The organism is Roseovarius sp. MMSF_3350 (genome assembly GCF_030733425.1).
Taxonomy (GTDB): Bacteria; Pseudomonadota; Alphaproteobacteria; order Rhodobacterales; family Rhodobacteraceae; genus Roseovarius.
The window spans coordinates 29,376-49,199 of sequence record NZ_JASHIZ010000022.1 but is presented as its reverse complement, the minus strand read 5'-3'; the positions used below and the strand labels follow the sequence as shown (position 1 = coordinate 49,199).

At 60.6% G+C, this 19,824-nt stretch carries 21 protein-coding genes and 1 tRNA gene; 12 read left to right on the top strand and 10 right to left on the bottom strand.

Going from position 1 to position 19,824, the window contains the following annotated elements; genetic code table 11:
* Positions 1-36: 36 nt before the first annotated feature.
* The gene (fabD, locus tag RBB31_RS17690; RefSeq protein WP_306130582.1) at positions 37-981 is read right to left on the bottom strand and encodes an ACP S-malonyltransferase; all 945 of its coding nucleotides are present in this window, start codon (positions 979-981) and stop codon (positions 37-39) included.
* 175 nt (positions 982-1,156) lie between these two features.
* On the opposite strand from fabD, the gene RBB31_RS17685 reads away from it, so the two are divergent.
* Positions 1,157-2,431, top strand: a complete 1,275-nt coding sequence (locus RBB31_RS17685; RefSeq protein WP_306130581.1) for a cytochrome b/b6 domain-containing protein — start codon at positions 1,157-1,159, stop codon at positions 2,429-2,431.
* Positions 2,432-2,557: 126 nt separating this feature from the next.
* Here RBB31_RS17685 and RBB31_RS17680 read toward each other — a convergent pair whose 3' ends face one another.
* Together RBB31_RS17680 and RBB31_RS17675 are read right to left on the bottom strand one after the other, a co-directional pair.
* The gene (locus RBB31_RS17680) at positions 2,558-3,136 is read right to left on the bottom strand and encodes a YceI family protein (protein WP_306130580.1); all 579 of its coding nucleotides are present in this window, start codon (positions 3,134-3,136) and stop codon (positions 2,558-2,560) included.
* Positions 3,137-3,269: 133 nt separating this feature from the next.
* The gene (locus RBB31_RS17675; protein ID WP_306130579.1) at positions 3,270-3,755 is read right to left on the bottom strand and encodes a hypothetical protein; all 486 of its coding nucleotides are present in this window, start codon (positions 3,753-3,755) and stop codon (positions 3,270-3,272) included.
* Positions 3,756-4,013: 258 nt separating this feature from the next.
* Between RBB31_RS17675 and rpsF the strand changes: the two genes are divergently transcribed.
* From rpsF to rplI, 3 genes are read left to right on the top strand one after another with little or no spacing between them, the layout of a single operon-like run.
* Complete coding sequence (gene rpsF, locus RBB31_RS17670; protein ID WP_306130578.1) at positions 4,014-4,370, top strand: 30S ribosomal protein S6; 357 nt, start codon at positions 4,014-4,016, stop codon at positions 4,368-4,370.
* A 25-nt stretch (positions 4,371-4,395) separates the two neighbouring features.
* Positions 4,396-4,623, top strand: a complete 228-nt coding sequence (rpsR, locus tag RBB31_RS17665) for a 30S ribosomal protein S18 (protein WP_057794178.1) — start codon at positions 4,396-4,398, stop codon at positions 4,621-4,623.
* A gap of 12 nt (positions 4,624-4,635) precedes the next feature.
* Positions 4,636-5,280, top strand: coding sequence for a 50S ribosomal protein L9 (gene rplI / locus RBB31_RS17660; protein WP_306130577.1), 645 nt, complete (start codon positions 4,636-4,638; stop codon positions 5,278-5,280).
* A gap of 464 nt (positions 5,281-5,744) precedes the next feature.
* Here the strand turns inward: rplI and tig are convergent, their stop codons facing one another.
* The 4 genes from tig to RBB31_RS17640 all read right to left on the bottom strand — a co-directional run bounded on the left by tig (position 5,745) and on the right by RBB31_RS17640 (position 8,985).
* Entirely contained in the window at positions 5,745-7,073 is a 1,329-nt protein-coding gene (gene tig, locus RBB31_RS17655; RefSeq protein WP_306130576.1) for a trigger factor, read from the bottom strand.
* A gap of 234 nt (positions 7,074-7,307) precedes the next feature.
* The gene (locus tag RBB31_RS17650) at positions 7,308-7,937 is read right to left on the bottom strand and encodes an SCO family protein (RefSeq protein WP_306130575.1); all 630 of its coding nucleotides are present in this window, start codon (positions 7,935-7,937) and stop codon (positions 7,308-7,310) included.
* Positions 7,937-8,506, bottom strand: coding sequence for a hypothetical protein (locus RBB31_RS17645; RefSeq protein ID WP_306130574.1), 570 nt, complete (start codon positions 8,504-8,506; stop codon positions 7,937-7,939). Before RBB31_RS17645 ends, RBB31_RS17650 begins: the two co-directional genes overlap by 1 nt.
* 11 nt (positions 8,507-8,517) lie before the next feature.
* Positions 8,518-8,985 carry a hypothetical protein gene (locus RBB31_RS17640; protein ID WP_306130573.1) on the bottom strand — a complete coding sequence of 156 codons (468 nt, stop codon included), beginning with the start codon at positions 8,983-8,985 and terminating at the stop codon, positions 8,518-8,520.
* Positions 8,986-9,343: 358 nt separating this feature from the next.
* Between RBB31_RS17640 and RBB31_RS17635 the strand changes: the two genes are divergently transcribed.
* The 6 genes from RBB31_RS17635 (at position 9,344) to RBB31_RS17610 (ending at position 13,649) form a co-directional block, all read left to right on the top strand.
* A complete protein-coding gene (locus RBB31_RS17635) occupies positions 9,344-10,552 on the top strand; it encodes a site-specific integrase (RefSeq protein ID WP_306130572.1) in 1,209 nt (402 codons plus the stop codon).
* Positions 10,545-11,225 (top strand): hypothetical protein, encoded by a 681-nt coding sequence (locus RBB31_RS17630; RefSeq protein WP_306130571.1) that lies wholly within the window; start codon positions 10,545-10,547, stop codon positions 11,223-11,225. The genes RBB31_RS17635 and RBB31_RS17630 overlap by 8 nt, the downstream gene beginning before the upstream one ends.
* 146 nt (positions 11,226-11,371) lie before the next feature.
* Entirely contained in the window at positions 11,372-11,545 is a 174-nt protein-coding gene (locus RBB31_RS17625; protein WP_306130570.1) for an AlpA family transcriptional regulator, read from the top strand.
* A gap of 112 nt (positions 11,546-11,657) precedes the next feature.
* Positions 11,658-11,966, top strand: a complete 309-nt coding sequence (locus RBB31_RS17620) for a hypothetical protein (RefSeq protein ID WP_306130569.1) — start codon at positions 11,658-11,660, stop codon at positions 11,964-11,966.
* 94 nt (positions 11,967-12,060) lie between these two features.
* The gene (locus RBB31_RS17615; RefSeq protein WP_306130568.1) at positions 12,061-12,498 is read left to right on the top strand and encodes a hypothetical protein; all 438 of its coding nucleotides are present in this window, start codon (positions 12,061-12,063) and stop codon (positions 12,496-12,498) included.
* Complete coding sequence (locus RBB31_RS17610) at positions 12,495-13,649, top strand: helicase RepA family protein (protein WP_306130567.1); 1,155 nt, start codon at positions 12,495-12,497, stop codon at positions 13,647-13,649. The genes RBB31_RS17615 and RBB31_RS17610 overlap by 4 nt, the downstream gene beginning before the upstream one ends.
* A gap of 124 nt (positions 13,650-13,773) precedes the next feature.
* On the opposite strand, the gene RBB31_RS17605 is transcribed toward RBB31_RS17610, so the two are convergent.
* Positions 13,774-14,889, bottom strand: coding sequence for a hypothetical protein (locus RBB31_RS17605; protein ID WP_306130566.1), 1,116 nt, complete (start codon positions 14,887-14,889; stop codon positions 13,774-13,776).
* A gap of 997 nt (positions 14,890-15,886) precedes the next feature.
* On the opposite strand from RBB31_RS17605, the gene RBB31_RS17600 reads away from it, so the two are divergent.
* Positions 15,887-16,471, top strand: a complete 585-nt coding sequence (locus RBB31_RS17600) for a hypothetical protein (RefSeq protein WP_306130565.1) — start codon at positions 15,887-15,889, stop codon at positions 16,469-16,471.
* Between the two features lie 587 nt (positions 16,472-17,058).
* On the opposite strand, the gene RBB31_RS17595 is transcribed toward RBB31_RS17600, so the two are convergent.
* Positions 17,059-17,134, bottom strand: a tRNA-Thr gene (locus RBB31_RS17595).
* 136 nt (positions 17,135-17,270) lie between these two features.
* On the opposite strand from RBB31_RS17595, the gene RBB31_RS17590 reads away from it, so the two are divergent.
* Complete coding sequence (locus RBB31_RS17590) at positions 17,271-18,146, top strand: hypothetical protein (RefSeq protein WP_306130564.1); 876 nt, start codon at positions 17,271-17,273, stop codon at positions 18,144-18,146.
* A 147-nt stretch (positions 18,147-18,293) separates the two neighbouring features.
* Here RBB31_RS17590 and RBB31_RS17585 read toward each other — a convergent pair whose 3' ends face one another.
* Entirely contained in the window at positions 18,294-19,808 is a 1,515-nt protein-coding gene (locus RBB31_RS17585; protein WP_306130563.1) for a tripartite tricarboxylate transporter permease, read from the bottom strand.
* Positions 19,809-19,824 lie beyond the last annotated feature (16 nt).

The window sequence follows — 19,824 nt, the reverse complement described above, 5'->3', positions numbered from 1 at the left end:
AATTTGACAAGAAAATCCCATTTTCTTGGTCCCGGCTCAGCCGGCCATCGACTCGGCGGCCGCCTTTACGTCCTCCGGCGTGCCGACCGCGCGGGTGGCGATATCGCGATTGATCCGGCGGACCATCCCGATCAGCGCCTTGCCCGCGCCAATCTCCCACACGTCGTCCACGCCCTGCGTGCCCATGTATTCCACCGACTCGCGCCAGCGCACCGATCCGGTCACCTGCTTCACCAACAGGTCGCGGATTTCCGCCGGGTCCTGCACCGCGCTGGCCAGAACGTTCGCCACCACCGGCACGCGCGGCGGAGCGATCTGAACCTCCGACAGCGCGGCGGCCATCTTATCGGCCGCAGGCGCCATCAGGGCGGAATGGAACGGCGCACTTACCGGCAGCAGCATGGCGCGCTTGGCGCCCTTCTCCTTGGCCAGTTCCACCGCCTTTTCCACCGCGGCGGCGTGGCCCGAGACCACCACCTGCGCCGGGTCGTTGTCATTGGCTGCCTGCACGACGCCGCCATCCGCCGCGGCAGCCTCGGCCACTTGGGTCACGGTGGCGAAATCCAGTCCGAGGATCGCGGCCATCGCGCCCTCGCCAACCGGCACGGCCGCCTGCATCGCCTGCCCGCGCGTCCGCAGAAGGCGAGCGCAATCACTGACGCTCAGCGCTCCGGCGGCGGCCAGCGCCGAATACTCGCCCAGCGAGTGCCCGGCCACCAGAGACGCGGCCTCGATGCTCACGCCCTCGGCCTCGAGTGCCCGAACAGCGGCCAACGACGTGGCCATCAGCGCCGGCTGCGCGTTCTGCGTCAGCGTCAGCGTCTCCTGATCGCCCTCCCAGATCAGGGCGCTCAGCTTTTCGCCCAGTGCCTCGTCGACCTCGTCGAACACCGCCCTGGCCGCCGGATAGGCATCGGCCAGAGCCTTGCCCATCCCGATCGTCTGGGCCCCCTGCCCGGGAAATACGAATGCCTTGCTCATGGTACGTGGACCCTCCCATTCATTGCCCTCGGATAGCGTGACGCGACGGGCGGTGCAATGTCGAGCACCGAAAAACCGCCGCTGCCGCACGTACACTGTGCGCGGGCGGCCATTGCTCCTGCCCCGCGGTCGGCTAGATTGCAGCCGAACCTTCCACCACAGCAGAGCCTGCGCCATGCCCCTCACCAATTCGCCCGACCGCTACGGTGCCGTCACCAAGACCTTCCACTGGCTGACCGCGCTGCTGATTCTCTCGGCCATCCCGCTGGGTCTTATCGCCAACGACCTCGCGCACGCGGTCCGCAACCCCGACATCGCCACGACCGAAGCCGATGTCTCTCGCGCCGCGTTCCTGTTTTCGTTGCACAAGACCATCGGCGTGACAGTCTTCTTCGTGGCACTTCTGCGCATCCTTTGGACCATCGGTCAGACCAAACCCGGCCTGCTGAACGGCGACAAGCCGCTCGAGGCGCGGGCCGCCGAAACCGTGCACTGGCTGCTTTACGGCTCGCTTGTCGCGGTGCCGCTGACCGGCTGGATCCACCACGCCGCGACCACCGGCTTTGCGCCCATCTGGTGGCCCTTCGGCCAATCGCTGCCCTTCGTGCCCAAGGATGACGGGCTGGCCCACACATTCGCGACGCTGCATCATATCCTGAACTGGGTGCTGTGGCTCAGCCTCGCCGCTCATGTCGCCGGGGCGCTCAAGCACCACGTCATCGACCGCGATGCAACCCTGCGCCGAATGCTACCCGGTCGCACCACGGCAAAGCCAACCGCGCATCAGCCCGGTCACGCCTTCGCCGCTTTTGCAGCCCTCCTGATCTGGGCCGCCGCACTCGGCACCGGCGGCGCCCTGGGGTATTTCTCTCACGACACCGAAACCGCGCAGACCGCCGAGGCCGAGACCGCAGAACCCATCAAGGAAACCGCGAGCACAGAGACCGATACCCCCGCCCCGACCGAGACCGCAGAGAACGCCTGGACCGTCACCGACGGCACGCTCGGCCTCACGGTGGTCCAGATGGGCTCCGAGGTCGAAGGCCAGTTCGAGGACTGGACGGCCGAGATCGTATATGACGAGGATGCCGACAGCGACGGCAAGCATGGCACGGTCGCCGTGACCGTAACCATCGCCTCTCTCACACTTGGGTCGGTCACCAGCGACGCCAAGGGGGCGGACTATCTCGCCGCCGAGACCCATCCCACGGCCACCTTTTCCGCCGACCTCGTGTCGCGCGACGGCGGCCATGTCGCAATCGGCACGCTGACGATCAAGGGCAATTCGGTCCCCGTAGAGATGCCTTTTGACCTGAACATCGACGGCGACAGCGCCACCGCCTCGGGCGGGTTGACTGTGGACCGGCGCGATTTCGGTGTGGGCGGACAAAGCGAAGGCAATGTCGGCGCTTCCGTCGAGATCCGGTTCGACCTGACGGCAGAGCGCTAAAGTCGGACTGCTCGGCTCACCCATCCCGGGCTTGACCCGGGACCTCCGACCGCCAAGCACACCACGCACGAAAAAGGCCCGCATCTCTGGATACGGGCCTTTGAATTCAACGAACGTCGCTCAGGCTTACTCCGCCTTTTCGGCCTCGATCGAGATCATCACCTGAACCTCGTCGCTGACCGCAGGCGCGGCATAGTCCAGCCCGTAATCCGACCGCATCAGCGTGGTCGTGGCATCGAAACCCGCCCATTGCTTTTCCTGCATCGGGTGCGCGTCGGCCTTGTTCAGTTCAGCATCCAGCACGACCGACTTGGTCACGCCGTTCATCGTCAGGTCGCCGGTGATCTCGGCGGTGGTGTCGCCCGTCACCTCGATGCCGGTCGAGGTGAAGGTGATCATGTCGCCCTCTTCCGCGCCGAAGAAGTCATCGCCCATGAAATGCTCGAACCGCTTTTCCCAGCCGGTGTACATCGACATGACCGGAATCGAGACCGACACGCTGGAATTCGCCGGGTCTTCCTGGTCGAACATGATCTCGCCCTCGAAGCCGGTGAAGACGTTGTAGGTCGTCGAAAAACCCAGGTGCTCGTAGGTGAACACCACTTGGCTGTGGCTGGGGTCGAGGTTGTATTGTTCCGGCGCGGCCAGGGCGGCGGTGGAGAGGCCGGCCAGGGCCATGGAGGTGGCGAACGCGATGGATTTCATGAATGTGCTCCTTTCGTGGTGCATTGATCGTTCCCGACCGAACATGATGCATTCCACGCAACGAACAAGGTGCAAGAATTGAACACTTCGTGTGGAGCGATGAACAGCCCGCGGCGTGCGGGCCTGCCTTGGTTCAACGGGTGCGGGGCATCACGCTGCGGATGGCACTGGCCTCCTCGTCAGAGCCAAGCGGCATGTCCAGCACCAGCACGCCGGCCGCGTCCCTGGCCCTCAGGCTGCGCTTGTGCACCGACAGCTCCTGCAACGCGTCGATGTCGTGGCAGGCCTTCAGGGTCGATCGCCCCTTGGCGTCGTACTCATAAACCCGAAGCTGACGCTTGACCGGGTCAATCTGCACTTCGGGGGCTGCCTCGTCGCGGTTCAGGCCGTTGAACATGATGAGCCCTCCCAAGAGCAGCAGCACCGATGCCAGCAGCTTGATCAGCTGCATTGCCGCGTCCTCGGACGGTACCAGCCACAGCCCGCCGGCCGACATGCAGAGCGCCGCTCCGGCGCAGGCGATCAACGCCCGGCGCGGGGCGCTCGGTGCGAACTCGGCTTCGGAGTCCCCGTCGGTCAGCGCCGTGCCCTGGAAACGCGTGTCGTATGCATGTGCCATCGATCAGTCCTCGCCCATCTGGTCGTTGGTTCGAGACTGCGCAGCAATCGAGACCAAAATGCGGCAGGCCGCTGGCCGCATCAGGGCAGTGCGCGGGCAATTTCACGGCCCCCCAACGCCCCTTGCCAAGATGCCGGATGCGTCGTATACGCCCACTTCCTTTCGCATGTATATCGAACCGCGCAGTCTCTCGTGGACGGGCCGCGAAAGGATCTCAGGCCCGCCTTTGAAATGCGCCCAGACAGAAGTGGAACCCACATGCCGCTCTACGAGCATGTTTTTATCTCGCGTCAGGACTTGTCCAATACGCAAGCCGAAGGCCTTGTCGAACATTTTAGCACCGTGGTTACGGATAACGGCGGCAAGATCGTCGAATCCGAGTACTGGGGCGTCAAGACGATGGCCTACAAGATCAACAAGAACCGCAAGGGCCACTATGCCTTCCTGCGCACCGACGCCCCGTCGGAGGCCGTGCAGGAAATGGAACGCCTGATGCGCCTGCACGAGGACGTCATGCGCGTTCTGACCGTCCGGGTCGACGAGCACGAGGAAGGCCCCTCGGTCCAGATGCAGAAACGTGACGAGCGTGGCGACCGCCGCGAACGTCGCCCCTGATCGCTTGAAGAAAGGACACTAACCCATGGCTGCGAAACCGTTTTTCCGTCGTCGCAAGGTCTGCCCGTTCTCTGGCGAGGACGCGCCCAAGATCGACTACAAGGACACCAAGCTGCTGCAACGCTACATTTCCGAGCGTGGCAAGATCGTGCCCTCCCGTATCACCGCCGTCTCGGCCAAGAAGCAGCGTGAACTGGCCCGCGCCATCAAGCGCGCCCGCTTCCTCGCCCTGCTGCCCTACGCCGTCAAATAAGGAGAAAGACCCATGCAAGTCATCCTTCTCGAACGCGTGGCCAAGCTGGGCCAGATGGGCGATGTGGTCGAGGTGAAGCCCGGCTTCGCCCGCAACTACCTGCTGCTGCAAGGCAAGGCGCTGACCGCCTCGAAAGAGAACATCGCCTCTTTCGAAGACCAGAAAGCCCAGCTCGAAGCGCGCAACCTGGAATCCAAGAAAGAAGCCGAGGCCCTGGCGGCCCGTCTCGACGGACAGAAGTTCATCGTGATTCGCCAGGCCTCCGATGGCGGCAACCTCTACGGCTCGGTCTCGACCCGTGACGCCGCCGCCGTCGCCACAGAGGAAGGCTACTCGGTCGACCGCAAGCAGGTCCTGATCCGTCAGCCGATCAAGACGCTGGGCCTGCATGACGTCGAGGTGCACCTGCACCCCGAGGTCGAGGCCCATATCGTCCTCAACGTCGCCCGCTCGCCCGAAGAGGCCGAGCTTCAGGCGTCGGGCCGCACCATCCAGGACGTGGCCGCCGAGGAAGAGGAAGCCGCCGATTTCGAGATCGCGGAACTGTTCGAAGATATCGGTGCCGCCGCCTCCGAAGACGAGGACCTGGCCGAAGCCGTCGAGGAAGAGTCCGCTTCGGACGACGCCGACTCGGACGACGAGAGCGAAGACAAGTAATCGCGGGCTTATCGCCGCGAACAAGGGTCGCCCACCGCGCGTGGGTGGCCTTTTTCTTTGTCTTCGGGCTCTGCGAATGTGCGTGCGGCAGGAGATCCCGGATCAGGTCCGGGACGGGTCTGCTATGTGGGACAAAGCGGACGTTATGTTCTGACGGTGAGGAGACGCGCATCGACGGGCCGTGGTGCGGCGAGCCGACGATGGTGATGGGCAATTTATCCCTGCCAAGCACATCCAACCTGATGTCGTGGCACTTCACCTGCGAAATCGCCGTGCCGGAGGACGGCCCGGCGATGCGCGGCGGGCTTCGCCCTTGCTCCGCGCGGGCGCTTTGTGAGTGTGGCAATTATGGGGTCAAAGCGAACATTCCGCTCCGCGCCTTCGTCCCCCTCGCCTTCATCACCACAACAAAAAAAGGCCGCCCTCGACGGACGGCCCTTCCCTGATCCTGAAACCGGCAAACCTCAGTCTTCCAGCTTCTCGACCTCTTTCTCCAGCTCGTCCTTGGACACCTCTTTCTCGGTGATCTCGGCCTGATCGGCGATGTGGTCGATGACCTTGTCCTCGAAGATCGGCGCGCGCAGTTGCTGGCGCATCTGCGGGTTCTTCTGCACGAACTCGAAGAATTCACGCTCCTGCCCCGGGTATTGCCGCGCCTGCTCCATGACGGCCTGCGTCATTTCCTGGTCGGTCACCTGCACCTCGGCCTTCTGGCCCAGGTCGGCCAGCAAGAGGCCCAGACGCACGCGGCGCTCGGCCAGCGTCTTGTGCTCGTCCGTCGGCTCGATCTCGGGGTGGTCGTGGCCCTGCACGTCGGGGTTTTCCTCGTGCCACAGCTGATGGGCGATCTGGTTGGCCTCGGCCTCCACCATGCTCGGCGGCAGATCGAAGCTGACCAGCCCGTCCAGTTGGTCGAGGATGCCGCGCTTCATCACCGCGCGGGCGGCACCGGCATACTCCGCTTCGAGCCGCTCGGCGATCTGCTCCTTCAGCGCGTCCAGGCTCTCGGCCCCGAACTTCTCGGCCAGCGCGTCGTCGATCTCGGCCGCCACCGGCTCCTTCACCGCCTTCACGGTGCAGGTGAACTCGGCGTCCTTGCCGGCGAGATGCGGCGCCTGGTACTCCTCGGGGAAGCTGACCTTGACCACCTTCTCCTCGTCGACCTTCACGCCGACCAGCTGTTCCTCGAAGCCGGGAATGAAGCTGTTGGAGCCGAGCGTCAGCGGGTAATCCTCCGCGCTGCCGCCCTCGAAGGCCTCGCCGTCGACACTGCCCACGAAATCGATCGTGACCTGGTCGCCGTCCTTGGCCTTGGTGCCCTTCTTGCGGTCCTTGAAGTCCTGCGCGCTGGACGCCAGATTCTGCAGCGCCTCGTCGACTTCCGCATCACCGGCCTTCACGACCAGCTTCTCGGCCTTCACCTTGGAAAGGTCCACCTCGGGGATGTCCGGCAGCGCCTCGTAGGTCATCTCGACCTCGACATCGTCGCCCGGTTTCCAGTCTTCGTTGACCATCTTGACGGCCGGCTCGGCGGCGGGGCGCTCGCCCTTGTCCTCGAAGTGCTGGCTCATGGCGCCGTCGACGGCTTCCTGCATGGCCTCGCCCATGACACGCTCGCCGAACTGCTTTTTCAGCAGCGGCAGCGGCACCTTGCCCTTGCGGAACCCCTTCATCTCGACATCGGGTTGCGCTTCTTTCAGCTTGTCCATGACCTTGTCGTCCAGCTCCTTGGCCGACAGTGTCATCTTGTAGCCGCGTTTCAGCCCTTCATTGAGCGTCTCTGTGACCTGCATGTTCGTCCTTCCATTGCAAAAAGGCCGCGGAGGCGTCCGCGGCGGTCAAAATCACTCCGGCTATCTATTGATGGTGGCTGGGGCGTGCAAGCGGAGTCTTGGCGCATCCGCGCCAAGACTCCGTCCCGGGCTTGACCCGGGACCTCCCAGCCACCTCGCGCCACCCGTCCCGAACCTGATCCGGGACCTCCCCGCCACGTCGCACTCCCCGTCCCGGGCCTGACCCGGGACCTCCTACCCCTCCACGTATTTCCGCACGATCGCACTCACCTGCTCCGGCGGCAGGACGGGCGGCATCTGCGTCAGCACTTCGCCCGCAGGGTTCAGCACGTAGATAAAGCTCCCATGGCTATAGATCGGCCCGTATTCCGGGTCGTCGAACAGGTGCTCGAACTCCACCCGGAACCCGTCATAGGCCATGTCGAGCGCCTCAGGCGTGCCGGTGAGCCCCAGCAGATCGTCCGACACCTCAGCGAGCGACGGCCCCATCGTCTCCACCGTGTCGAGCTTGGGGTCGATCGTCACCACCAGCGCCGAGATCTGCACCCCGTCCGCCTCCAACTGCGCCACCGCATCGGCCATCAGCGGCAACGCCGCGCTGCAGATGCCGGGACAGTTGGCATAGCCGAAAAAGAGCAGCTGATGCCGACCCTCCGGATCGGCCTGCGTGCGCGTTCGGCCCAAGTGATCGGTCAATTCGAACGGCCCGCCAACCTGCCATGGCAGAGCGGTCGGCGCATCCTTCAACGCGGCCTCCAACCGCTCCTCGGGAACCGCCGGCGCGGCTTGTCCATGATCCTCGCCGTCATGAGCCAGCGCCGCCCCCGCCACCAGGCACGCCGAAACAGCAAGCGCTCTCCTCATCAGAACCACTCCTCGATAAAGGCCGCGTCCGCCTCCAGCCCGAGGCCAAGATAGCCGCTTTTCCCGATCATGCCTTTCACGCGCGGATCGCGGCGGAACCACGGGCCTTCACCTTCGGCATTGGGGTGCGCCTCGGCCCATTTTTTCGTCCAGCTATTGGCAGTCACCCATTCGCTCTCCCCGACCTCCCGGATTTTCTGCACGAGATAGATGTTCGTGGCGCCCAGTTCCGGGTCCTCGATCATCAGCCCGTCCACCTCGACCTCCGCACCGCAGTACGGCGCCAGCTCCAGCGCCGCGCCGGTAAAGGCGGGCTGGCTGTTCTTGTTGGGATAGACCAGCACGCCATCGGCCGTGCGCACCAGCCCCAGTTGCCGCTTGCCACTGCCGCAATTCTCGGCGCAGTCGCCCGTCAGTTCGCAAAGGATATCCACCACTGTCGCCTCGAACCGTGCTGGTGTCTCGGCCGCAAGGTTCCAGGATTTCGCCTCGGAGCCCTCCGAGAAATCCTGCGCCGCCGCCGGCAGGCCAAGGCCAAGCACGGCCACCGTCATCGCAATCCGCTTCATGCTCTCGCTCCTCATTCTGTCGGTTCGGGGATGGCAAAGGGCGGCACGGGGCCGTAGATGTCGTGGCTCAGGTTAATGATCCCGTGGTCGGTCACCACCTCCTCGACCACGAGGTAATTCAACCCGTCCCGCCGATAGAGCATCCCGTCCGCCGTCACCTCGTGGCTCGCGAGCCGCAGCTGCGTATCGCCGCTGGCCGAGGCGCCGTCCCCCTCGATCTTCAGCACCATGTAGACCTCGCCATCGTCTCCCAGGAGGCCCACCGGTATGCCGCCCGCCGAGCACCACAGCGCGCAGGTGTGATGCGCCGTGCCCACCACGGCGTCCGGCCCGCCCATGACGCCGGAATAGTAACACCAGGTGTCGATGATTTCTCCCCTGACCTCGACCCGCTCGCCCTCGATCGCCAGCGCCGCCCCCGGCAGCAGGCAAGCCAGCGCCGCCAGCCCTGAAATCCGCCCCATCACGTGATCCTCCATGAAATGACTTGTGCATCAGATGCCGCGATTAAGCCCCGGCCTGCGATCACAGGTCCAATCACGTTTTTTTGGGGGGCAGAAGGCAGGGGATGCCGGGGACAACCCTGGCGCACGCGCGCTTCGTCAATCTGAGGGCGGAGAAGACAAGCGCCGCGTCAGACGGCCTCAAGCAGCCGGAGTCGGCAGGCCGGGCAGAAATGGTGCCCCCACACGGCATCGTAAACCTATATCTTGATGCACCACTACGAACCGCACCTGTCTAAATTCCCCTATTTTAAAAGATTTTCCTGTTTCACCCCATTCCAATTCGTTCCACAGTACCCCATATCTTGAGGGTGGACATAAAGGTGGACAGGACATGGCGCGCGCCAGGCACAAACTGACCAACGCAGAACTCAAAAACAAACCCCCTGGGAAGTATTCGGATGGTGGCGGACTATGGTTGCACGTCCGGGGCAATGGCGTGGCAACTTGGTTCCTGCGCTACACCAGTTTTGGCAATCGGCACGAAATGGGTCTGGGCGGTTATCCGGCTGTTTCGCTCAAAGCCGCGCGGCTGGAAGCTGAGAAATGGCAGATCGTGGCGCGTGAAGGGAAAGACCCGATCAAAGAGCGGGAACGTCGGGCGCGCGAAGCCGAACGCAACATGCATATACTGAGCGATATCGCCCTCGACGCTTTTGAAAGCCGCAAGGCGGAACTGAAAGGCGACGGCAAGGCGGGCCGATGGTTCACCCCTCTTGAACTGCACGTATTGCCCAAGCTGGGAAAAATGCCTGTCTCCCAGATTGACCAACGCGATATCCGCGACACGCTGGCCCCTATCTGGCACGAGAAAGCCGATACCGCGCGCAAGGCAATGAACCGCCTTAGCATCTGCCTGCGACATGCGGCGGCGCTGGGTTTGGAAGTAGACTTGCAAGCGACCGAGAGGGCAAAGGCGCTGTTGGGCAAACAACGCCACAAGGCGCAACACATTCCCAGCCTTCACTGGCAGGACGTGCCCGGCTTTTATCAATCGCTCGACGGCGGTTCCACTACGGAACTGGCGCTGCGCCTGCTTATCCTGACGGCGGTGCGCAGCTATCCCCTGCGTCACATGCATCTTGACCAGATCGACGGCGATATCTGGACCATTCCGGCAGAGGCGATGAAAGGCCGCGTGGGCGCAACAGCCGATTTTCGGGTGCCACTGTCGCAAGAAGCCCAGCGCGTCATTGCAGAAGCCACGCCCTTTGCTCGTGACGGCTTTCTTTTTTCTGGCGTCAGAAAAGGTGTCATTTCTGACATTACGATGAGCAAATTCATGGAACGGCGCGGCATGGCTGAGCGCCCGCACGGATTCCGGTCCAGTTTCCGCGATTGGGTCGCAGAGGCGACAAACACGCCGCATGACGTCGCAGAGACGGCGCTGGGCCATACCGTTGGAAGCGCGGTGGAGCGAAGCTATCGGCGCACGGATTACATCGAACAAAGGCAAGCGTTGATGGAGCGTTGGGCTGGTCACGTGAAGGGTACAACTACCGAAATCGTTCAGATGGCTAACCGGACGCGAGCCAATGGCTAGAGGAAAGGAAGTGTTGCCGGCAGCCGCGTCGATCGAGTTTAGGTATCATCACGTGGCCGATATGCCTTGGGCGAAAATTGAAGCCGCCTCCGGAAAATCTTTTAACAGTGAAGAGCGCAAGGAAATCTTTTTTTGTGCCGAAGGCTTTGACTGGGAATATAGCTACTTGTCAAAAGCACCGCCGCTCAAAGAGGTGAATGCATTGCGCGAGAAACTCCTGAGGTTTTGCGGAGCACTGGTTGAATTGGGAGAACAGTACCCCGCCGGCTCTTGCGGCGATGAACAGGAAGCTGCCCGAGACACTGTCTCCGCTGTTCAAATATATTTTGGTACCGACAAGTTTTGCTTTCGCGATGAATACAAAGCATTAGCGCGAGCCGCGCATCGGATGCGTGAAGGGTTAGAGAAAAGGCCACCCTTAGAGGCCGACACCCTTTCTTCCACCCCCGAAACGGCTGGCCTTAGAGCGTTCCTAAGCAGGGTTCTCGACGAAGCGGAAGTATCTCAAGCGCGGGCCACTCCACCTGGAAGCTGGGTCGAACCGGGTTACGAATACAGGCGCTGGGGTCTTGCCATTGGGCCCCGTGCGAAACGGTTCCCTGAATTTGTCGGTGCGGTATTGGGCAGGAAAGTGACCGAGGGGATGCTCAGGAAAGCTTGGCCCCAACCGTAGCCGTCAGCGGCTCAATTCGGGAGCCGATCAGACCTGAAAGGTGCCTTAAAGACGGCACGGCGTTTCAGGGTGTAGTGATTCGCCAACCACGACCCATCGGTGCGCAATGTGGTCAAACGGGTAGCGCACCGCATCAACGGTGTCACATGAAACGCTACATCACCTTCCGGGACCTGCAAGCCAAGCTAGGCGGTCGAGGCCGCACCACCATCTATCGCGATTTTGAGCAGGGTCGCCTGCCTAAGCCGGTCAAAATCGGGGGGCGCCTGTATTGGGTCGAAGCCGAAATCGACGCCGCTATCGCGGCACATGCGGAATAAGACCCGCTCAACCCTTCCACGCGGACGCGGGCAGAGTGAGCGGGAATATATCTTTCCGGATACTCCCCACACATACGCCCAGCGCCTTCGTGGATCAAGCATGGAGGCCGACATGGCTCATACGACCGATTGGGGCGAAGCCCTGTTCACCATTTATCACGATAACGCCGAACCGCTGCAAATCCCGGTCGCTGGCAGAGACCGCTGGGCGCTGGAATGCCTGATAGCGGCGGGGCGCAAAGGCTGCACGCCCATCGACAGGCCCGGCCCGCGTTGGTCGGCATATGTCTTCAACCTGCGCGGCCTGGGCTTCGATATCGAGACCGTCCACGAGGCGCATGACGGCCCGTTCAAAGGCACACATGGCCGCTACGTTCTCAGAAGCCGCGTGCAGCGCGCCAACGGCGCGGAGGCGGCCTGATGACCCGGCTTCAAATCTTGTATCTGCGTCGCTTGCACGGGCTGACCGAAGCGCAAGCCAATGCCTTGGCCGTCATAATTTGGGGGAATGGCGGATGAAGGACTTCAACAGCAAGAACATGGAGGGTCGGGCGTCTCGCCCGGCCCCCCGGTCGAGGATGGCGCGCTATGCCAAGCCTGCGCACAAGAAGGCCGCGAAGGCGCTGGGCTATGCCCTGACGCTGGACTCGCGCGATGCATGGTTCGCAGCCTCCGTGGTTTGGCAAGCGCGCCTGACGCCACAGGAGGCCGCCACGGCGGCTTGCGCGGCCTTGCGAGCCGCAGGCCCCGATTTTGTCCATTTGGTCGCCACAGAGGCGCCGGGCGACGCTGGAACACCCTTGGCCCCTTTCGGTGACATCATGGACGATGCCCGGTGGTGGGCTGATCTGGCAGCGCCCGAAGAACGTGCCGCGTACGCGGTGGCTTGCGTCAATCGGTTCACGCCGCTGGAGCGTGACCAGTTTCTTGAATTTTTGAAGGGTCAAACATGAACAAGCAGGCAAACCCTTTCGAGCAGATAGCAAATAAGGACCGCAAGAAGACAGAAAGCGAGGTAGAACGTCTGTCGGGCCGCGCCGGAGACTTGCAGGCGGCGCTGCGCCCTCTGGACAGTATCAAGCCGGTCCTGTCCTCGCGCTACCTGGTGAAAGCCTGGATCGACCGGGGCGCGACGTCCGTGGTCTATGGCGAAAGCAATGTGGGAAAGACGTTCTTTGCCCTGGACCTTGCCATGCACGTCGCGGCGGGCGAGTCTTGGCACGGGGCAAAGGTGCCGCCTGCGACTGACCCCTTTGGCTGCGTCGTCTATGTCGCGGGCGAAGGCGGATCGGGGATGCACAACCGTATCGAGGCAATACGCAAAGACAACGCGGACCTGATCCGGCAGGCTGAAAAGCGGCACGGGTTCACCTTGCTTCCCACCATGCTGGACCTGTGCGGCGCAACCGATGCCGCAGAACTGGTAAAGGTGTTCTCGACCCTTCCCGCGCGGATCGGCCTTGTCGTTGTCGATACCCTCGCCCGCACGATGGGCGACGGCGACGAAAACACGGCCCGTGACATGGGCGCATTCGTGCGCAGCCTGGACCATATCCGCAACGCGACCGGCGCACATATTATGGTCATTCATCACAGCGGAAAAGATGCGTCGAAAGGCGCGCGTGGCAGCTGCAGCTTGCGCGCGGCGGTGGATACCGAAATTCAGCTGACCCGTTCCGGGCCAGTCATCATGGCTGAGACGCGTAAGCAGCGCGACATGCCGACCGGCAGGGTTTTCGCGTATGTGCTGCGCGATGTGGCAATTGGGGAAGACGAAGACGGCGAACCTGTGACATCTGCCGTGGTCGAGCCGACAGAACCGATCAAGCAGGCCCCGCGCCTGAGTGCCCAGCAGAAAATCGCCATGCAGGCCTTGGACGATGCCTTGGCCGCCAAGGGCAAGAAGATGCACAGCGACCAGTTTCCGTCCAACCGACGTTGCGTGCCGCTGTCGGTCTGGCGGGAACTCTGCGACCGGCACGGTCTGTCTGATGGCCAGAGCGACAGCGCCCAGCGCCGGGCTTTCCACGCCGTCAAGAAGGCCCTGCACACCAAGGAAGTGGTGCGAATCTTCGATGACCACGTTTGGCGCTGCGATGAGTGACCGTTACGTGCGTTACGAGCCGTTACCATTCACGGCCTGTAACGCGGTCATGCTGTCGTTACGTCCGTTACCACCCCCTATAGGGGGTAACGGTGGTAACGCTGACCTACCCGGTAGAAGATAGTTATTTTACGGCTTGGACGTCCATGACTTCGAGATAACCGTCAGAACGTCGTTTCAAGTGCACTATCGCAGGCACGGAAAGGCTGTTGTAGAACGAGCAGATCGTGCTTCCGACCGCTTCGCCGCCAAGTGTGGATTTATGATTGCAAGAGAGCCTCATCTTTATTTGGCATTTTTGAGTTTCCGCCGTTTCACTACAATTCCCAGGGTCAACTGCTCGAACAGAGTAAGAGAAGGTTTCTGAGCCAGTAGTCGTCGCGCAAGCCCTGCCGGATTTTTTAAAGTCGGAAAAAAGTATACCGGCACCGGGGCTGTTCTCGCCGGTGGACTGACTAATAACGCCCATACGGCTGCAGTTAGCCAAATACCAGTCATTCAACGCTTCTCTGATGTTGGCAGGGAAATTGATTTGCACTCGCCCAAACTGCTCTAAGTCCTCAACAATCCCAGAGGCAGCAGCCATGTGAGCATCGTTACTCATATCGAAAATGAAAATATCAAGCTCAGACGACTCCCTCAGGCCGAGTTCGACGAGCCCATACATTTGTTGTGAAAGCATGTATTTTGGAACTTCTGGAAGCGCATCGAGCAAGCTGTCGAAGCTATCACGGTCTAACGTTATGCCGGTTTCTGGAACAAGCTTTGCGGTTTCGTCGAGAATACCCCTGGCTTCCAGAAAGCCGCGAAATCCGCTGGGCTTCTCCCACCAAAAGTTTTTATGCTTAACCTGCAGAAGTTTACCAATGCTTCTTCCGAGGTGGACCGCTTCTCGGTCGCTGAATTGTTGACCGACTATATAGTAGGTACGTCCCGAGGATTTGTGCGTAGCTTGCACAAGCAATGTCCTGAATAATCCACCGTAAGCTTCTTCCTTCTTTTCGTCGGCTATGCTCAAAAAAACGATATTGTCGAACTCGTCGGACACGTAAGTTTTCTCGTACCCGGATTTCAACGAAATCACCTGCACGAAATCAGCAAATGAAACTAAAGACTTCTCCGGTAGGACAGCCACGGTGTTTGGAGAGTTTTCATCCAAGAAAACTGATTTTGACGAAAAGCATCCAGCCATGGGAAAAAGAAGAAGAAGAATTATCAGTACCTTAAGCGCCTTAAACATCGAGAGCTATCCATTCCATTCTTGGTTTCTGTCAAACAGCTAAAGTTTTCCAAGTTATTAGAGTCCTATGCGGGCAAATACTGAGCGGGCTTCCTGCAGAGTAAACCAAAGGCTTCAAAGACCTGCCCGTTGCAAACTCTAGCGCGTTTTTCTTGCTGAGTCCGCAACAACAAATATTGGCGTGGGTACTGGCCTTTAGCGTGAAGTCTCCTTCCAGAAAGTGACTTGTCCGATTAGCTTTGGAATACCTCGTCGCAACATCCGGATAGTTCGAAAAAATCAATGAATCCAACGGCAGAACCCGTATAATGTAGCGGGAGGTGCCGAGTTGCCGAATTGGGAAGACTGTTCAATCTGGATCGAAGACCTGGACCCGCCATATGTACGCGTCGCGTGGTCGGTATATTCCTGGCAAAACCCGACGCATGTTCGACGGCGGGCTAAAAAGTTGGCGCTTAACTATGCCAGAGGATGGAATTGTGTCAGTTGCGGCGACGTGATGCCGGTCTGGAAGCGCGTGGATGCCGTGTATTGCAGTGAAACCTGCCGGAAGCGGTCTGCGCGGCAACGCAGGTCAAAGATTAGCTGATATGCAACTTACATCTCCACAAGCTTGATGCCACCGGCAAGATATCGAGTATAACCGCCTCCGAAGTCAGCAGAAGCGGGATTGTGTAGTCCATCTTTGGAAGAAACGCTCGGCGCAACCGGCTGGGCAGTCCGCCTGAGCCCTTGAACCGGAGCTTTTGGCCGAGGCTGGGCTTCCAGCAGCCTTTCAGAATGACTTCCCCGAGACCCAAAAGACTGTCCACATGCTGATTGCATCACGACATAAATTGTATAGTTTTTAACCTTGATGGTTAAGCTCGGTGACGAAGATCAAGCGCAAAAGCGACCAGCTGATTGCTAGAATTGAAACAGATCGACGCTGGCGCACATCTAGCGGCGCTAGCCAACGACGCTCGCAAGGCCTTTGTGGTAAAAAGATTTTGTGGCAATGAGTGACAAAGAGAAATCATGGCTAGGGGCGTTGTGCACCGCAATATTCTTCACGGTGGTCACAGGGCTTTATCTATGGGTTTGGCTTTTCGATGGTTTGGACATGGAAAATCCGTGGATCGACCCATTGGGCACAATGCTTTTTGGCACGTTTTGTGTTTTAAGTTGGGCAATCCTCTTCGTAAAGCTCCCGGAAGAAATTCGGGCACAACTGACGCCCGTTATCACAGGCGCTGGCTACGTTCTGGGGTTTGTATGGCTAATTGTCGCAGCCATGATGGTTTTTCTTCCGCTGTTTCATCAAGCACAGCACTGGCTTAAGTTTGGTGAAATACCGCACCGCGATTTGTATTGGTTGTTTGCGGATGTCTCCTGCGCAGAGACAAATTGGCAAGCTCGTGGATGGGTTGGGATGGACACATGTCGTGACCCATCAATGTTCACTACCGGTTGGATAGGCTTTGATAAGATTACGTCGTTCATCTTGGACTTGCACACCGCGATAGTGTTCATCGGGGGCTCGATAATACTTTGGATGCTAGGTATTTGGTTTCTTAACGAACTAGAAAACGAAAGACCGTAGAAGAGTGACCTATCTTGCTTAACAGCGAACCATGGAATTGTACTGTTCTGCAGCTTGCTTGAGCACGAAGCTGAGCGTATCTCCACGAAACGAAGATTGATAGAAGCCGGGTTCAAATTGATAAGTACAATCAAAAGCCAAGTGTCCGACTTTGAAAAATAAAGTTTACCTCGCGCTGTTTGTTCCCTTCCTTCTTGCTTCTTGCTTCTTGCTTCTTGCTTCTTGCTTTGAGAGTGAAAAAAACTGCTATGAGCGATTGAACCAAGATTTTAAGGAGAGCCTTAAATACGCGGATAGTGTTTCCTGCAGCAAATCACTTGGTCGATTGCGTTGTATAGAGTACGCCGTTGATGCGAGTACTTCGCGATTAAGATTAGCCAGCATCTACATCGACGATGACCAATCCGCTTGTGATTACATAAGTGACGGTCCCCACCTCAGACTCAAGCCTTAGCTTAAATTAACTGCATCGACTGAGACACCTAGCTGAACCACTGAAACAGAGCGCCCTAGGTGGACAAAAAGGTGGACATGCAAGCGCTTAGTTGAATTAAAATCAATTAAATCAATAATATAAAAGATTTAAATGGTGCCCCCACACGGACTCGAACCGCGGACCTACTGATTACAAATCAGTTGCTCTACCAGCTGAGCTATAGGGGCACTGGCCGCCTGATTACGCATCCCGCGCACAATCCGCAAGATGAAATCTGAACGCGCGCCGCGACGCCCGAAAGCGGTTTAACTGCCTGCGAAAGCCTCTATATTGCGCCCGCAGACACGAGACGGGGAAAACGGAATGCAGGTGGTCATCCATGCCGGCGCGCATATGACGGACGAGGATCGTCTGATCAATACCTTGCTGGCAAACCGCGACCCGCTGGCCGAGATCGGCACCGACGTGCCCGCCCCTTCTTCCTACCGCAAGCTGCTGCGCGATATCCTGAACGCCGTGGCCGAAAACGGGATCACCGAGGAAACCCGCGCGAACGTGTTGTCCGCGATCGACCACGATGCGGGCAGCGACCGGCTCGTGCTGTCCAACCAGGCCTTTTTCGGCACGCCAAAGATGGCCGTTGGTCAGGGCATGTTCTATCCCGCCGCCGAGACGCGGATCGAGGCGTTCCGCCAGATCTTCGCCCATGATGAACTGGAGCTTTTCCTGGCCCTGCGCGACCCGGCCACCCTCCTGCCCGCGCTCTTTGCCAAGACGCCGCACGAGACGATGGCGGACTTCCTGAACGGAGTCGACCCGATCCAGTTCCGTTGGTCAGAAACCGTCGCCCGCTTCCGCCACACCTTTCCCGACATGCCGATCACCATCTGGTGCAACGAGGACACCCCGCTGGTCTGGGCGCAGGTCCTGCGCGAGATGGCCGGGCTCGACCCGCATGCCGCGTTCGAGGGCGAATTCGCCCTGCTGCAGGAAATCATGACCTCCGCCGGCATGAAAAGGTTCGAGACCTACCTCGCCTCACATCCCGGCATGACGGAAACGCAGAAGCGCCGCGTGATCTCGGCCTTTCTCGACAAGTTCGTCAAGGACGAGGAAATCGAGGAGGAGCTCGACCTGCCCGGCTGGACCGAGGACCTGGTCGAAAGCCTGTCCGAGGCCTATGACGAGGACGTCTATGAGATCGAGCGCATCCAAGGCGTGAATTTCATCGCGCCCTGACATCACCGTAGGATGGATTTGTAACCCGTCCGAGTCTTCCCACGCGCTGAGCGCTTGTCAAAAAAAGGCAGGCGCAGAGTCCTCCCGCGCCTGCCGTGTGGTTTCGCGCTGCGGGCCGGGAGGGCGGCCGCAACCAGCGCAAGCGGCTCAGTCGGCCGTGTCGGCCAACGGTCCGTCCTTGCGGCGGTCGCGGGCCAGTTTGTACTGCCCATAAAAGCCGTAAAGCAGCGATGCAAGGCTCAGCAGCAGCAGGGTTGCGGTAATCGGACGGGCGGCGAATTCCAGATAGCTGTGATCGGCGATCATCAGGCCCTGGCGCAGGCTCTTCTCGGCAATGGGACCAAGCACCAGGCCGATGATGAACGAAGCCACGGGGTATTTCATCACCCGTAGAAGCACGCCCACCACGCCGAATGCCAGCATCACGCCGATATCGACCATGTTGCCGTTGAGCCCGTAAACGCCGGTCATGCACATGACGATGATGGCGGGGCCGACATAGGCATAGGGCACCGTCAGGATCAGCGCGAAATAGCGCGCGGCGCGGACACCGAAGGCGAGCATGAGAACGTTGGCGAGCATCATGGCAATGAAGACCGAGTAGACCAGCCGCGTATTCTGTTCCATCAGCAGGGGACCGGGAATGATACCGTGCACGGTCAGACCACCCAGCATGACTGCGGTGGTCGCGCTGCCCGGGATGCCGAGCGCCAGAAGCGGAATCATCGAGCCGCCCACGGCCGAGTTGTTGGCCGACTCGGGCGCGGCGATGCCCTCGGGCACGCCGGTGCCGAACTTCTCGGGGTGGCGCGACCAGCGGACGGCTTCGGAATAGCTGATGAAGGAGGCCGTGGTGGCCCCGACGCCCGGCAGTGCGCCAATGATGGCGCCGATGACGGACGAGCGGGCCAGCGTGCCGGTGCTGTCCTTCATTTCCTTGCGCGACGGCAGCTTCGTCGAGACATCGGTGATCGCGGTCGAGGACTTGTTGCCTTCGCCCACGCGGGTCAGAACCTCTGCCAGGGCGAAGGTCCCGATGATGACGGGCACGAAGCTGATACCGGTCAGCAGCATGTTGTTGCCGAAGGTATAGCGGCCCATGCCGGTGATGGGGTCAAGGCCCACGGTGGCGATGCCGAGGCCGATGAGGCCGGCGGTGAGGCCCTTGAGAACCGACCCGCCGCCGATCGAGGCAATCGCCGAGATGCCCAGCACGGCGAGGGCGAAATATTCAGGCGGGCCGAATTCCAGCGCCAGTTGTGCCATGGGCGGGGCCAGAAGCATCAGCACCAGCGTGCCGAAAATGCCCCCGATCGCCGAGGAGGCGAGCGCGATGCCCAGGGCCTTGCCCGCCTCGCCGCGCTTGGCCATGGGATAGCCGTCGAGCGCGGTGCAGGCGGCCTCGGGCGAGCCGGGCGTGTTGAAGAGGATGGCGGAGATCGACCCGCCGAACGTCGCCCCGACATAGACGCCGCCGAGCAGCAGAAGGCTTTGCTCGCTCTCGAAAGCGTAGGTGAAGGGAATCAGCAGTGCCACGCCGACGATGCCGGTCAGGCCCGGGACAGACCCGAAGGCGATGCCCCAGATCACGCTGAAGACGATGAAGAAAAGGTTGGTCGGGCTGCTCACGATATAGGTGAGCGCGTCGAGATATTCGGCCATTGGCGCAGGTTCCCGT

Coding starts and splice junctions, on each gene's coding strand:
- RBB31_RS17640 (WP_306130573.1), bottom strand. CDS start 8,985: ATGGAGGATCACGTGATGGGGCGGATTTCAGGGCTGGCGGCGCTGGCT.
- RBB31_RS17605 (WP_306130566.1), bottom strand. CDS start 14,889: ATGTTTAAGGCGCTTAAGGTACTGATAATTCTTCTTCTTCTTTTTCCC.
- RBB31_RS17625 (WP_306130570.1), top strand. CDS start 11,372: ATGAAACGCTACATCACCTTCCGGGACCTGCAAGCCAAGCTAGGCGGT.
- RBB31_RS17620 (WP_306130569.1), top strand. CDS start 11,658: ATGGCTCATACGACCGATTGGGGCGAAGCCCTGTTCACCATTTATCAC.
- RBB31_RS17615 (WP_306130568.1), top strand. CDS start 12,061: ATGAAGGACTTCAACAGCAAGAACATGGAGGGTCGGGCGTCTCGCCCG.
- rplI (WP_306130577.1), top strand. CDS start 4,636: ATGCAAGTCATCCTTCTCGAACGCGTGGCCAAGCTGGGCCAGATGGGC.
- RBB31_RS17600 (WP_306130565.1), top strand. CDS start 15,887: ATGAGTGACAAAGAGAAATCATGGCTAGGGGCGTTGTGCACCGCAATA.
- RBB31_RS17685 (WP_306130581.1), top strand. CDS start 1,157: ATGCCCCTCACCAATTCGCCCGACCGCTACGGTGCCGTCACCAAGACC.
- RBB31_RS17610 (WP_306130567.1), top strand. CDS start 12,495: ATGAACAAGCAGGCAAACCCTTTCGAGCAGATAGCAAATAAGGACCGC.
- RBB31_RS17680 (WP_306130580.1), bottom strand. CDS start 3,136: ATGAAATCCATCGCGTTCGCCACCTCCATGGCCCTGGCCGGCCTCTCC.
- rpsF (WP_306130578.1), top strand. CDS start 4,014: ATGCCGCTCTACGAGCATGTTTTTATCTCGCGTCAGGACTTGTCCAAT.
- RBB31_RS17645 (WP_306130574.1), bottom strand. CDS start 8,506: ATGAAGCGGATTGCGATGACGGTGGCCGTGCTTGGCCTTGGCCTGCCG.
- RBB31_RS17585 (WP_306130563.1), bottom strand. CDS start 19,808: ATGGCCGAATATCTCGACGCGCTCACCTATATCGTGAGCAGCCCGACC.
- tig (WP_306130576.1), bottom strand. CDS start 7,073: ATGCAGGTCACAGAGACGCTCAATGAAGGGCTGAAACGCGGCTACAAG.
- RBB31_RS17590 (WP_306130564.1), top strand. CDS start 17,271: ATGCAGGTGGTCATCCATGCCGGCGCGCATATGACGGACGAGGATCGT.
- RBB31_RS17635 (WP_306130572.1), top strand. CDS start 9,344: ATGGCGCGCGCCAGGCACAAACTGACCAACGCAGAACTCAAAAACAAA.
- fabD (WP_306130582.1), bottom strand. CDS start 981: ATGAGCAAGGCATTCGTATTTCCCGGGCAGGGGGCCCAGACGATCGGG.
- rpsR (WP_057794178.1), top strand. CDS start 4,396: ATGGCTGCGAAACCGTTTTTCCGTCGTCGCAAGGTCTGCCCGTTCTCT.
- RBB31_RS17675 (WP_306130579.1), bottom strand. CDS start 3,755: ATGGCACATGCATACGACACGCGTTTCCAGGGCACGGCGCTGACCGAC.
- RBB31_RS17650 (WP_306130575.1), bottom strand. CDS start 7,937: ATGAGGAGAGCGCTTGCTGTTTCGGCGTGCCTGGTGGCGGGGGCGGCG.
- RBB31_RS17630 (WP_306130571.1), top strand. CDS start 10,545: ATGGCTAGAGGAAAGGAAGTGTTGCCGGCAGCCGCGTCGATCGAGTTT.